Below are 12921 nucleotides of genomic sequence, written 5' to 3' on the forward strand. Positions count from 1 at the left end.
GGCCCGTACGAGCGGCCCGTACGAGCGGCCCGTATGAGCGGCCCGTATGAGCGGCCTGCACGAGCCGCCTAGAAGCCGGAAGCGCGGCCCCGTGGCGGAATGTGGGACGCTGGATAATGTCCCTCATGGCGATAAATCATGCCAAAGCTATCCTGGTGGTCCGTGTGGCCCGCCTCGCGGATGTGGTCAGATGACCGCCGCCCGACCCCGGAGCAGGTGCATGACGGCACGCAAGCGGCCACCAGGTGGCGGCTACGACCCCCGCGTGGGGCCTTTCCCGACGGGTCTGCCGACGGCCCCGGAGATCGGCCCCGGGGAGCGGCTTGCCATGAACGGCATGGGCACCTTCGACTGGGACCTCGACCTCGGCACCTTCGACCTCGACCAGGCGGGACTCGACGTCTTCGACCTGCGCCCGGAGGAATTCGACGGCCGGATCGACTCGCTGGTGCTGCGGGTGACCCCGGAGGAGAGCGCCCGCCTCGACATCGCGCTGCGCAGGGCCCTGCAAGCGGGCCGCCGCAGCTACGGCGGATACTTCCAGGTCACCCGCAGGGACGGCGCCAAGCAGTGGACGCACACCCAGGGCGCCATCCTGCGCGACGACCTCGGCAACGCGTACCGCGTCCTGGGCATCGTCAGGGACGCGACCGCCGAGTTGACCCAGACCCCCGCGCCCAGCACCCCGCCCCCGCGGCACGAGCGCCGCAGCCTGCCCTCGATCGTGCGCCGTACGATCGAGGCGCTGTCCACGGCCGTCACGGTCGACGACGTCATCGCGGTACTCACCGGCGCGGGCGGCCTGGAGCGCTTCGGCGCCGACGGACTGACGCTCGGCCTGATAGAGACCGGCAATCTCAAGGTGGTCGCCTTCAGCGGCCGGGAGATGTCCTTCTACGAGGGGCTGCGGCTGCGGCGGCTCGACGACTCGCTGCCGCTCACCCAGGCCGTCATCACGCAGCAGCCGCGGTTCGCCACGGACTTCCCGGCGCTGGCCGAGAAGTTTCCGCTGCTGCGCGCCCAGATGAAGCCCGGCGCGGGCGTCGACTCCGACAGCAACTTCGCGGCGGCCTTCCTGCCGCTGGTCGCCCAGGCCCGCTCCATCGGCGGCCTCGCGCTCTTCTACCACGACCGCACCGAATTCCGGCCGGAGGACCGCGAGCTGTACATGACGCTCGCGGGCATCCTGGCCCAGTCCCTTCAGCGCGCGATCCTCTTCGACCAGGAGCGGGAGTTCGCCACCGGCCTCCAGGCCGCGATGCTGCCCCGGCACATCCCGCGCGTCGACGGCGCCGAGATCGCCGTCCGCTACCACGCGGCGCGCAGCGGGCGGGAGGTCGGCGGCGACTGGTACGACGTGGTCGCGCTGCCGCAGAACCGGGTCGGCCTGGTCGTCGGCGACGTGCAGGGCCACGACACGCACGCCGCCGCCGTGATGGGCCAGCTCAGGATCGCCCTGCGCGCGTACGCGGCCGAGGGCCACCCGCCGTCCACCGTGCTCGCCCGCGCCTCCCGCTTCCTGGCGGAACTGGACACCGAGCGCTTCGCCACCTGCGCCTACGCACAGATCGACCTCGCCACCGGCTCCGTCTCCGCCGCCCGCGCGGGCCACCTCGGGCCGCTGATCCGGCACACCGACGGGCGTACGGGCTGGCCGAATGTGCGCGGCGGCCTGCCGCTGGGCCTGGCCACCACCCTGGAACTGCACGAGTTCCCCGAGACCCGGATCGACCTGGTGCCCGGCGAGACGCTGGTGTTCTGCACCGACGGCCTGGTCGAGGAGCGCGGTCTGGACATCACCATCGGTATGGAGGCGCTGGCCGAGGCGGTGCACTTCGGCCCGCAGCCCGCCGAGGCGCTCGCCGACCACCTCGCGGAGAACCTCTGGGAGCGCTGGGGCTCGGGCGACGACGTCGCGCTGCTGATCCTGCGCCGCGCCCCCGACACCGGCACCCCGCGCGCCCCGCGGATGCACAGCTACGTCCACCAGGCCGACCCCGAGGGCCTGGCCGACGCCCGGTCCGCCCTGCGGCAGGCGCTCACCGACTGGGGCCTGGCCGACCTCGCCGACGACGTGGAACTCGCCGCGGGCGAGCTGCTGGTCAATGTACTGCTGCACACCGAGGGCGGCGCCGTCCTCACCCTTGAGGTGCTGCCGGAACCGGTACGCCGGGTGCGGCTGTCGGTCCAGGACCGGTCGAGCGTCTGGCCGCGCCGCAGATCGCCCGGCGAGGCGGCCACCTCGGGCCGCGGCCTGCTGATGATCGACGCGCTCGCCGCCTGCTGGGGCGTGGAGCCGCGCGGCGACGGCAAGGCCGTCTGGTGCGAATTCGACCCGGACGAGACCGGTACGGACGGCTGAGCCCCCGCTCCCGGGACCCGGCCGCCCGTACCGCGGCCGCGCTCAGCTCACGTTCAGCGCCGTGTCGTCGATGACGAACGAGGTCTGGAGCTTGGAGCCCTCGGTCCCGGTGAACTTGACGGTGACCGTCTGCCCCGCGTACGCGCCCAGGTCGAAGGTGCGCTGCTGGAAGCCGGAGGCCGCGTTGACGTTGGAGTACGTGGCCAGGGTGCTCAGTACGGTGCCGGAGGAGTTCAGGACCTGCGCCTTGAGCGTGTCGTAGGCGGTGGTGCCGGTCTCCGCGGTGTCGATGTGCAGCCAGAAGCTCAGGCTCGCGGCGCAGCCCGCCGGGATGGTCACCGACTGCGCGACGGTGTCCGTGGTGGCGGTCCCGTAACCGTCGAGCCACGCCTTGTACGAGCCGCTGTGCGCCGCCTGCGACGCATTGTTGTTGATGACGCCGCTGGTCGCCGTCCACGACGAAGTGCCGGACTCGAAGCCGGGGTTGGCCAGGAGCTGGCGCGCGGTGCAGGTGCCGCCGGTCGGCGGGGTGGTCGGGGGAGTGGTGGGCGGCGTCGTGCCGCCCGATCCCGAACCGGCCAGCCAGGCCGTCGCGTTGAGCGCGAGCGCGGCGTCGGTGCCCGCCGGGTCGTCCCAGCCGTTGTAGAGGGTGTTGCCCGACTGGCCGGTGCCGTCGTCGGCGGGTGAGCTGTCACCCCAGATCGCCACCCGGCCGCTGCCGAAGGTGCTGGTGACGAAGAACGCGCCGGTGTTGCCGGACGAACCCGTCTTGTACAGCAGCCCCTTGACGTTCGGATTGTCGGCGGGCTTGAGGGTGAAGGTGGTGCCGTCGCGCAGGATGCTGCCCGTCACGTTGCCGAACGGGCCGTGCAGCACCGGGTTGGACGCGTCACTGATCGCCCGCGGATTGTCGGTGCTGATGTCCAGCAGGTCGACGGAGAAGCCGAACGGGTCGGTGTTGTCGACCCCGTTGCTGGTCAGCAGGTCGTTGATGACGCAGGGGGAGTCGCAGCCGTCGTTGTTGCGGTCGCTGTTGTTGTGGTCGGAGATCAGGAAGAGCCCGCCGCCGTTCTGCACGAATTTCATCACGGCGGTCTTCTCGGCCGCGCTCAGCTTCACGTTCGGCTCGGGCAGCACGAAGGTGTCGAAGTTGCTGAGGTCCTGGGCGTTGGAGCTGTTGCCGTAGGTGATCGTGCGGCCGGACGGCAGGGTGTTGAGGGTGTACCCGCCCGCCTTCTGGAGCGCGACGCCCCAGGCGGAGAAGGCGCCGGTCCAGTCCGTCTCCTTGGTGGGGTTGGCGTTCTGGCCGAGCGGGTCGGGCTGGCTCGTGCTGATGATCCAGTCGGCGTTCCCGGCCGTCTCGGCCTTGGTGTTGTCGAAGAGCACGCGGTGCGTCGTCGCCGCGGCCGGCGCGACCGGGGCGCCGGGGGCGGCCTGAGCGGAGCCGCCGCTGAGACCGGCCGCGCCGAGCGCGATCGCGCCCAGTGCGGCTGCCGCGCCGATCAGCACACGGCTGCGGGGCACACGGGTTCCAAGCATCCGTCAACCTCCAGGTGGGGGGCGGTCAGTGGGGGTGCGGGAGATGATTCTGCGCGCGTAGAACCTGTGACTGATGTGCCGTGCGTTACGAGCGGGTGAATGCTGCCGGTCGGCTCTCGCCGCGCGCGTCCGGTGGGTGGGGGCCGGAAACTCCGCGCGTCACTCTAGGCTCATGACGCGACCCTGACAACATTGCCGCCCGGTGCGCCGGTGCGCCGGAGCGCGGTTCGCAGTCCCCGAACCCCATGGTCCCCGAACCCCCCGGTCCGGCACCCCCCGGCCCCGGACATACGTCCGCCTCCCCGTGTGAACCGTCATCACATACGGGGAGGCGGACGCGCCTACCGCGGCGGGCGCGGCGTCGCGGTTACTGCGACACGCGCACGTAGTCGATCAGCATGCGCTGCGGGAAGACCGTGGTGGCGTCGGGCGCTCCGGGCCAGTCACCGCCCACCGCGTTGTTGAGGATGATGTAGAACGGGTGGTCGTACACCCACGGACCCCTGGTCGCCTCCACCGTCGCCTTGTCGGCGGTGAAGAAGGCATGGCCGTCCACCGAGAACGTCATGTGGTGGGAGTCCCAGTCCACGGCGTAGGTGTGGAAGTCCGAGGCGAAGTCGCTGCCCGCGAGGGTGTACGGGGACCCGTAACCGTTTCCGCCGTTGTAGGCGGGGGCGTGCAGCGTGGAGTAGACGGAGTCGGCGACCTTGCCGACGTGCTCCATGATGTCGATCTCACCGGAGTTGGGCCACGGCGTGCCCGTCTTGAAGTTGGACCCCAGCATCCAGAACGCGGGCCACAGACCCTGCGTGCCGCTCACCTTGATCCGCGCCTCGACGTGGCCGTAGGTGAAGTTGAAGTGGTCCGAGGTGTTGATCCGGCCCGAGGTGTACTGGTGGCCCTGGACGTTCTCCTTCCTGGCCTCGATGACGAGGTTGCCGTTGCCGTCCATCGAGGTGTTGTCGCCGTTGGTGTAGTACTCCAGCTCGCCGTTCTGGCCGCCGCCGATGTCCTGGGTCCACTTGCCGGTGTCCGGCTTGGTGCCCGCGGCGCCGTTGAACTCGTCGCTCCACACCAGGTGCGTGGGGTTGCCCGGGTCGGGCGGCAGGGCGGGCGGCGCGGTGGGGTTGCCGCCGGTGCCGTAGACGTCGAAGGTCCACAGCGAGTACCCGTAGCCGTTGCTGCGCGCGGTGCCGTACATCCGCACGTAGCGGCCGGTGCCGTCCACGTTCAGGGTCTCCTTGAAGCCCTTGCCGGTGGTGGTGGAGTAGATGCTCGTCCAGTTGGTGTTGTCCGGCGAGACCTGGATCTGGTATGCGGTCGCGTAGGCCGGGTCCCACTGGAGGACGACCTGCGTGATGTGCGCGGTCGCGCCCAGGTCGACGCTGATCCAGCCGGGGTCGACCCAGCCGTTGGTGTCGCTGGTCGCCCACCGGGTGGCCGGGTCCTCGTCGAACGCCTTGGCCGGCGTGCAGCCGACGCAGCTATTGGCGTTCTGGTAGGTCGAGGCGGAGGCCGGCTTGTTGTACGACAGCAGGACCGCGCCGCCCGGCGGCGTGGTGGGCGGGGTGGTCGGGGGTGTGGTGGGGGGAGTGGTCGGCGGGGTCGTGCTGCCGCCGCCACCGGTGAAGATCTGGAACTCCCAGAGCGAGACGCCGTATTGGGTGGCGCGCGCGGTGGTGTAGACCCGGACGTAGCGGCCGGTGCCGGTCAGGGTGATCAGCTCGGTCGCGCCGGGGCTCGTGGTGGTGGAGTAGGCGTTCGTCCAGGTCGTGCCGTTGGCCGAGACCTGGATCTGGTACGCCTTCGCGTACGCCGTCTCCCAGCTCAACTGGACACCGCACACGTTCTGCGAACTGCCCAGGTCGACCTGGAGCCACTGCGGGTCGGCCGCCGCGCTGGACCAGCGGGTGCCCATGTTGCCGTCGACCGCGGCCGACGCGGGGGTGCCCGCGTTCTCCGTGGACGAGGCCGTCGCGGGCTTGTTCAGCGCGGAGTTGGCCGTACCGCAGGCCGCGTTGCCCGTGCCGGTGGAGCCGTAGACCTTGAACTCCCAGAGCGAGACGCCGTATTGGGTGGCGCGCGCCGTGGTGTTGATCCGGACGTAGCGTCCGGAGCCGGTGACGTCGAGGGTTTCGGTGCCGCCGGCGCCGGTCGTGGTGCTGTAGACGTTCGTCCAGGTCGTGCCGTTGGCCGAGACCTGGATCTGGTACGCCTTCGCGTACGCCGTCTCCCAGTTGAGCACCACCTGGGAGAGGGTGGACGTGGCGCCGAGGTCGACCTGGAGCCACTGCGGGTCGGCCGCCGCGCTGGACCAGCGGGTGCCGAGGTCGCCGTCGACCGCGGCCGACGCGGGCGTGCCCGCGTTCTCCGTGGAGGAGGCGGTGGCCGGTTTCGCCTGCGAGAGCAGGGTGCCCGCGGCCTTGGCCGGAGTCTGTGAGACCGCCAGCGCGAGCGTCGCGACGAGGGCCGCGACGAAGGCGAAGATCAGCGATCTGGGGAATCGTGTCGTGGGGGACGGAAGGGTCTGTGGGGGGTTGCCGATCACGGCGTCTCCTGATTGGTCGCCGAGCGAGAGAGCGCTCTCTGAATGCTGCGATGATTACGGCGCTGTTGCTGACACGTCAAGAAAGTGAACGAGATTCGCTCTGCGAATTCACTCGGACCCGCCTTGATGTCGACACCCGAAGGGTCAACGAACCACTCGTCCCGATAAGGGAGTTAAGCGGCTTGTCGCTGTGTGCAAGAGCTTGAGACGGTGAACATGGCGATGGCGGCGGAGAAAAATCTCCGCCGCCATGATTGGTCCAGTCCTGCGTGTCAGCCGCAGGTCAGTACCGGCCCCGCCCAGTCGGCGTGGTCGGAGTCGTTGCCGTTGCCGCCGTCGGTGACCACCAACCGCAGCTCCGTACCGCCGCCCAGAGCGGCCGTCAGATGCCGGGCCGTGTCACTGCCGGTCACCACCCCGCTGTCGGCCACCAGCGTCGAGTCGCGGTAGATCTGGAAGTCCACCGAACCCTTGCTGCCGACCTCGTCGTCCACCCCCACATCGGCGGTGACCGAGGAGCACCCGCCGCCCAGGTAGTAGACGACCGTGCTGGCCGCGTGCACGCCCAGCCCCTTGCTGTACGTGGTGCCGCCGACGGTGAGCGTCCTGCCGTCGCCAGCGGCCTGTTCGCCGTTGCTGCGGTCGCGCTCGACCGGGCCCCAACCGCTCACCGCCGACGACCAGTTGAGGTCGCTGAGGGCGTGCGTGCCGGCCGAAGGGCCTTTGCCGCAGGCCATCTTGGCGTCGGCCCAGTCGGCGTGGTCGTAGTTCATGCCGTCGCCCGCGTCGGTGGCCACCAGCCGCAGCGTCGTCCCTCCGGTCAGATCGGCGGTCAGGTGCGCCGCCGCGTCGTTGCCCGTACGGGTCCCGCTGTCGGCGACCAGGGTGGAGTCGCGGTAGATCTGGAAGTCCACCGAGCCGTTGCTCCCCACCTCGTCGTCCACCCCGACGTCCACGGTCAGCTTTCCGCACAGACCGCCGACGTAGTAGGAGAGGTCACTGGGCGCGTGCACCCCGAGTCCCTTCGCGTACGTGGTCCCGCCGATGGTGAGCGTCCTGCCGTCGCCCGCGGCCTGTTCGCCGTTGCTGTGGTCGCGCTCGACCGGGCCCCAGGCGTTCACCGCCGAGGTCCACGACAGGTCGCTCAGCTCGTTGAGCCCGGTCGGCGGCGGCACCGGGCTGCCCGGGGTGACCCGGAACATCACCGTGCCGTGCGCGGGCACCGACGCGCTGATCGTGCCGCCGGTGCTCGATGTCGCCTTGGACCACAGGTCCTTGAGCGCGTACGAGGACGCGCCGCCGACGCCGACGGCCTGCGCGGTGGTGCTGACGGTCTGGGCGGAGGCGTTCTCATTGGTGAGCGTCACCGCGCGGTCGCCGTTGGCCAGCGGCTTCGACATCACCACGAGCCCGCCGGAGGAGGAGACCACCGAGCCCTGCTTGCCCAACGGGTCCTGGTCCACCGCGATCACGTCGGCGTTCTTCAGGATCGTCAGCGTGGCGGCGGACGCGGTCCTGATGTCGCTGCCGATCAGCAGCGGCGAGGCCATCTCCGACCAGAGGCTGAAGTGGGTGCGGTACTCGGTGTCGGTCATGCCGCCGTTGCCGACCTCCAGCATGTCCGGGTCGTTCCACGCGCCGGGCTTGGCGTACGGCGCGAGCTGCTGGTTCTGGTGCGCGATGTTGATCATGCTGGACCACGAGTCGCTGATGTCCCCGGTCGTACGCCAGGAGTTGCCGACAGCGGGCGCCCAGTTCCACGGCTGGTTGGAGCCCCATTCGCAGATGCTGTAGAGGATCGGCCGGCCGGTGGCCTTCAGCGCGTCGCCCATCGCCTTGTAGCGCTGCTGCGCGTCGACGTTGTTGTTGTTGCAGTTGTCGTACTTGAGGTAGTCCACGCCCCAGGACGCCCACAGGTTGGCGTCCTGCTGCTCGTGGCCGAGGCCGCCGGGGAAGCCCGCGCTGTTGCAGGTCTTGGTGCCCGCGGAGGAGTAGAGGCCGAATTTCAGCCCCTTGGAGTGGACGTAGTCGGCGACGTTCTTGATGCCGTCGGGGAAGCGCACGGGGTCGGCGACGAGGTTGCCCGAGGCGTCGCGGCTGGGCAGCGCCCAGCAGTCGTCCAGGTTGACGTAGGTGTATCCGGCGGCCTTGAGGCCCTGGGAGACGAAGAGGTCGGCGATGCCCTTGACCATCGCCTCGTTGAACTGGGACCCGCAGCCGGTGGAGTTCCAGTTGTTGAAACCCATCTGCGGGGTCAGGGCCAGGCCGTTGTCGAGGGCCGCGGCCGGTGGCGCGGCGGCGATCTGAGCGGTCACGGCGGCGGTCGCGGCCAGTGCGGTGAGTCCGGCTCCAGCCCCGGCGACGAGGGTGAGCGACGCGGCCGAGGCCGCGAGGCGCTGCCGGAGGTGGTGTGTTTTGGTGTGTCGTTCGTGCGGCATGTGCGGCTCCGAGTCATTTCAATGGCGCACAATCCAACGGGGTCGAACGAAAGCAACCACATTTCAGCGGTGCAGCGTGAGCATGTCAATAAGCGCGGTGCGGTGAACCCCGAAGTGCCGTGCGCCAATCCCGAATGACCGTACGAGGCGCGCCACCGGCCGTTCCGGAGGAGATCGACTTTAGGGTGGGCCCGGACCACTGAGATCGCCGAGAGCGGGAACGTGCACGGGATGCCCGACGTACCAGAACCCATGGTCAAGCTGGTCCGGTGGACCACGGAACCGGCCGCGGCCCAGACCCTCAGGTCCACCGCCGCGGCCGTCATCGCCTATGTCGCCGCCGTCCAGCTCACCCCGCAGCCCGCCCCGCTGACCGCGCCCCTGACGGCTCTGCTGGTCGTCCAGGTCACCCTCTACTCCACGCTGACCACCGGCATCCGGCGGGTGAACTCGGTGGTGGTCGGCGTCCTGATCGCCATCGGCTTCAGCGCGCTGGTCGGGCTGAGCTGGTGGAGCCTGGGTCTGACGATCTTCAGCGCGCTGCTGATCGGCCGCGTCGTACGGGTCGGCGAGTTCGTGCCCGAGGTCGCGATCAGCGCGATGCTCGTCCTCGGCGTGACCCGGGTCGCGGACACCGCGTGGGACCGGGTGCTGGAGACGCTGATCGGCGCGGGCGTCGGCCTGCTGTTCAACCTGCTGTTCGCGCCGCCGGTCTGGGTGCAGTCCGCGGGCGGCTCCATCGAGTCGCTGTCCCGCCGGATGGGCGCCCTCTTCCGCGACATGGGCGGCGAGCTGGCCGGACACCTCCCCGTCGAGCGCGCCGCCGCCCGGCTGCACGAGGCGCGCCGCGTCGACCACGACATCGTCGAGGTCGACGCCTCGCTGCGGCAGGCGGAGGACAGCCTGCGGTGGAATCCGCGGGTCCGCGAGGGCGTGCTCTCCCGGATCGTGCTGCGGACGGGGCTCGACACCCTGGAGATCTGCGCGGTGGTGCTGCGCGTGCTGTCCAGGACGCTCACCGACCTCGCCAAGCACCGCACCGAGGAGTCGCTGTTCCCCGACGACGTCGCCGTCGAACTGGAGGAGCTGTTCGACCACGTGGCGCACGCGATCGAGAGCTTCGCCGTACTGATCACCACCCAGGTCGCGGCCAACGCGCAGTCGGCGGAGGAGCAGCTGGCGCAGGCCCTCACCGACAGCACGGCCAGCCGTGACAGGACCGCCCAGCTGCTGCTCGCCAAGGTGCGCGAGCACCCCCGGCAGTGGCAGCTGCACGGCGCGCTGCTGGCCGAGGTCGACCGCATCCTGGACGAGCTGGCCGTCGAGAAGCGGTCGGAGCGTTTGGTGGAGGAGCTGGACCGCTACTCGCGCGAGCAGAGCGACCGGCACCCCTGGCTGCACATGATCAAGAAGCGGCTGGGCGCTGCCCGTGCGGTCCTGCGCTGACGGCCGGCGCGCGAGCTCGCGTCAACGTACGGCTGACGGGCGCGGCGACCGTATACGACCGTACGGCTCAGGCCCCGGTCTCCTCCTGCGGGCCGAACCAGTCGAGGCAGACCACCAGCGCGTCGTCGTCCGCTTCGTGCCCCCGGTAGTCGGGCAGCTCGCGCAGCACCGCGCCCGGCACGTCGGCGGCGGGCAGCAGACTCGTCGCCGACAGGCCGCGGATCAGCGCCCGGTCGCCGTACGCGTCGCCCTCGGGGGAGTACGTGGCGTAGACGCCGTCGCTGGCGAACAGCAGCCGGTCGCCGGGCAGCACCTGGAACTCCTCGGCCACGTAGAGGGTCTCCTCGAACATCCCGAGCGGCAGCTGCTCGTCGAATGCCACCCGCTCGACGGTCTTGCCGCGCTGCCGCCACAGCCGCGGCGACCCGGCGTCCACCACCTGCACGACACCGCTGGGCACGTCGAAGGAGAGCAGCAGCGTGGCGACGTGGGCGGCGCCGCGGTAGCGCGACCACAGCGCCTGGTCGGCGAGCGCGGCCTGGTCGGCGATGCCGATGCCCGCCCGGCGCGCGTTGCGCAGCGCGTTGACGGCCAGGCTGGTCAGCAGGGACGCGTCGATGCCCGCGCCCATGCCGTTGGTGATGGCCAGGGTCAGGGTGTCCGGGCTGGCCGACCAGTCGAAGTTGTCGCCGTGGATGGCGTAGGCGGGCTCCAGCTGGGCGCCGAGCGCGTACTCGGGCCGGGCGAAGGCGCGGCCCGGCAGCAGCTCCCACTGCATCTCGGCCGCCAGGGTGAGCCGCGTGGCCCTGCGCGCGATCAGATAGTGGTCGGTGTCCCGCTCGGCGACCACCAGTTCGCGTCCGAGCAGCTCGGCCACGTCGGCCAGCTCGCCGACGCCCTGCACGGCGTGCCGGTCGGCGGGCAGCACGACCGTGAGGATGCCCAGCCGGTCGCCGCGCACGGTGACCGGCAGATGCACGGTGACCTCGCCGTCCCGCCCCGCGCGCTGCTCCACCGGCTGCTGGCTGCCGAACGCCCTGCCCTGCGGGGTGTTGTGCACCGGCAGCGAGAGCCTGGCGGGCGCCGAGACGTCGACCGACTGGAGCACCGTGGTGCTGTAGTCGGCCAGCAGCAGGTCGGCCGAGACCGTGCCGTAGTGCTCGGCCAGCGCGGTGCGCGCGGTGTCCAGCAGAGCGTAGGGAGCCGCGGAGCGCAGAGCGCGTTCTACGGCCAGGAAGTTCGTCACGGGCGGGACAGCCTTTGCTATCGGTGGGAGAGACGGCGGGTGGGGGGCTGAAGCGGTGCTGACGGACGGCGGCGGTGAAGGGGGTCGGGGACGGCGGCCGAGGTGAGGGCGGGGTGACGAGGTGGGGCGCGGCGGGTGGCAGCGGGCCCGTACGGGGAGGCGCGGGCTGACAAACCGCCGTCGTCAGTGGCACAGTGGCCAGGTGCCCCACATCGTTCCGCCTCACCGCCATGAGCAGGTCGCTCATGAAGCCAGTGCTGTGTCGGAACTGCTGGAGGTCCTGTGGGGGAGAGGCCAGGAGGCCGCACCGTCCGGCCCCCTGTCACCGTCGCAGGTGCGGGCGCTGTTCGCGATCGAACAGTACGAGGGCGCCAATCTGCGGACACTGGGCGACGCGCTGGGATCGCGGCCGTCCTCGGTGAGCAGGCTCTGCGACCGGCTGGAGGCGGTCGGTCTGGTGGACCGGCAGACGAGCCCGACCAGCCGCCGCGAGGTGGAACTGCGGCTGACCCGGCGCGGGCACGCGGCACTCGCCGAATTCCGCGACTTCAGGGCCCGCGAGGTGAAGGCCGTGCTCGGCCGGATGGCGCCGGACGAGCTGGCGGCGCTCGCCGAGGGACTGACGGCCTTCCGCCGTGCCGCCGCCGGTGCGGCCGTACCCGGTGCGACCACCGCCGACCCCGCACGCCGTGCGGCGGACTCCGCCTAGCATCACGCACCGCTCCCCGCCCCGGGCGCTGTCGCCCGCGCACTCGCATCCCGACCCGCACCCATGCCGTGACACGAACACGTGTGCGTCGGCACAGACTCTTGTCCGATGGATATTGTTGTCAAGTGGCAACGATCTTACTAGGGTGGCTCGCGTGACTGCGCATGTCGGGCAGCGCGGGGGCGACAGAACGCCTCGTACGGCCGCCGGTGCGGCAGAGAGTGAAGGAAGCGCTGTGAGCGGTGGCGGAGAGGGTGCCGGGAGACCGGTCGAGGTGGCCGTCCGCCGGGCCGGGACCGCGCTGGTCCTCGCCTTGCGCGGCGAGCTCGACCTGGAAACCCTGGAGCCGCTGCGGGCGGCGCTGGCCGCGGCCAGGCGCGACGACGCGCCCCGCGTGGTGCTCGATCTGTCGCAGGTCACTTTCTGTGACTCCTCCACGGTGAACGAGTTGCTGCGGGCCGATGTCGATCTTGGCCCCGGTCGCCTGTGGCTCGCCGCTCCCTCTCCCTTCGTCGCCCGGCTCTTCGGCCTGGTCGGACTGCCGATGGTGCTGGCCGTCCGTGACTCCGTCGAAGAGGCGCTGGCCGGCTCCGACGACCGCGCGTAACGCTCAGCGCCACACTGCGCGCCTTC

General features: G+C 70.8%; 8 protein-coding genes. 4 read left to right on the forward strand and 4 right to left on the reverse strand.

The genetic code is table 11. The annotated features are described in order from the left end of the window. Positions 1–220: 220 nt before the first annotated feature. A complete protein-coding gene (locus ACIOC1_RS18070; RefSeq protein ID WP_391050727.1) occupies positions 221–2362 on the forward strand; it encodes a SpoIIE family protein phosphatase in 2142 nt (713 codons plus the stop codon). A gap of 42 nt (positions 2363–2404) precedes the next feature. Here ACIOC1_RS18070 and ACIOC1_RS18075 read toward each other — a convergent pair whose 3' ends face one another. From ACIOC1_RS18075 to ACIOC1_RS18085, 3 genes are all read right to left on the reverse strand, one after another. Beyond that, positions 2405–3901: a hydrolase gene (locus ACIOC1_RS18075; RefSeq protein WP_401855279.1), complete on the reverse strand. Its 1497-nt coding sequence runs from the start codon at positions 3899–3901 to the stop codon at positions 2405–2407. Between the two features lie 367 nt (positions 3902–4268). Continuing rightward, on the reverse strand, positions 4269–6389 hold the full coding sequence (locus ACIOC1_RS18080; RefSeq protein ID WP_391050749.1) for a discoidin domain-containing protein: 2121 nt from the start codon (positions 6387–6389) through the stop codon (positions 4269–4271). 332 nt (positions 6390–6721) lie between these two features. After that, a complete protein-coding gene (locus tag ACIOC1_RS18085) occupies positions 6722–8887 on the reverse strand; it encodes an NPCBM/NEW2 domain-containing protein (protein ID WP_401855281.1) in 2166 nt (721 codons plus the stop codon). Between the two features lie 231 nt (positions 8888–9118). Here ACIOC1_RS18085 and ACIOC1_RS18090 point away from each other — a divergent pair, with 231 nt between their 5' ends. Next, positions 9119–10333, forward strand: a complete 1215-nt coding sequence (locus ACIOC1_RS18090) for an aromatic acid exporter family protein (RefSeq protein ID WP_355347699.1) — start codon at positions 9119–9121, stop codon at positions 10331–10333. Between the two features lie 67 nt (positions 10334–10400). Here ACIOC1_RS18090 and ACIOC1_RS18095 read toward each other — a convergent pair whose 3' ends face one another. Then, positions 10401–11579, reverse strand: coding sequence for a PP2C family protein-serine/threonine phosphatase (locus ACIOC1_RS18095; RefSeq protein WP_401855284.1), 1179 nt, complete (start codon positions 11577–11579; stop codon positions 10401–10403). 202 nt (positions 11580–11781) lie between these two features. Between ACIOC1_RS18095 and ACIOC1_RS18100 the strand changes: the two genes are divergently transcribed. Together ACIOC1_RS18100 and ACIOC1_RS18105 are read left to right on the forward strand one after the other, a co-directional pair. Continuing rightward, entirely contained in the window at positions 11782–12288 is a 507-nt protein-coding gene (locus tag ACIOC1_RS18100) for a MarR family transcriptional regulator (protein ID WP_355347693.1), read from the forward strand. Between the two features lie 235 nt (positions 12289–12523). After that, positions 12524–12895, forward strand: coding sequence for an STAS domain-containing protein (locus tag ACIOC1_RS18105; protein WP_355347690.1), 372 nt, complete (start codon positions 12524–12526; stop codon positions 12893–12895). Positions 12896–12921: the final 26 nt, after the last annotated feature.

The sequence above is a fragment of the Streptomyces sp. NPDC088197 genome (genome assembly GCF_044741185.1).
Lineage (GTDB): Bacteria > Actinomycetota > Actinomycetes > Streptomycetales > Streptomycetaceae > Actinacidiphila.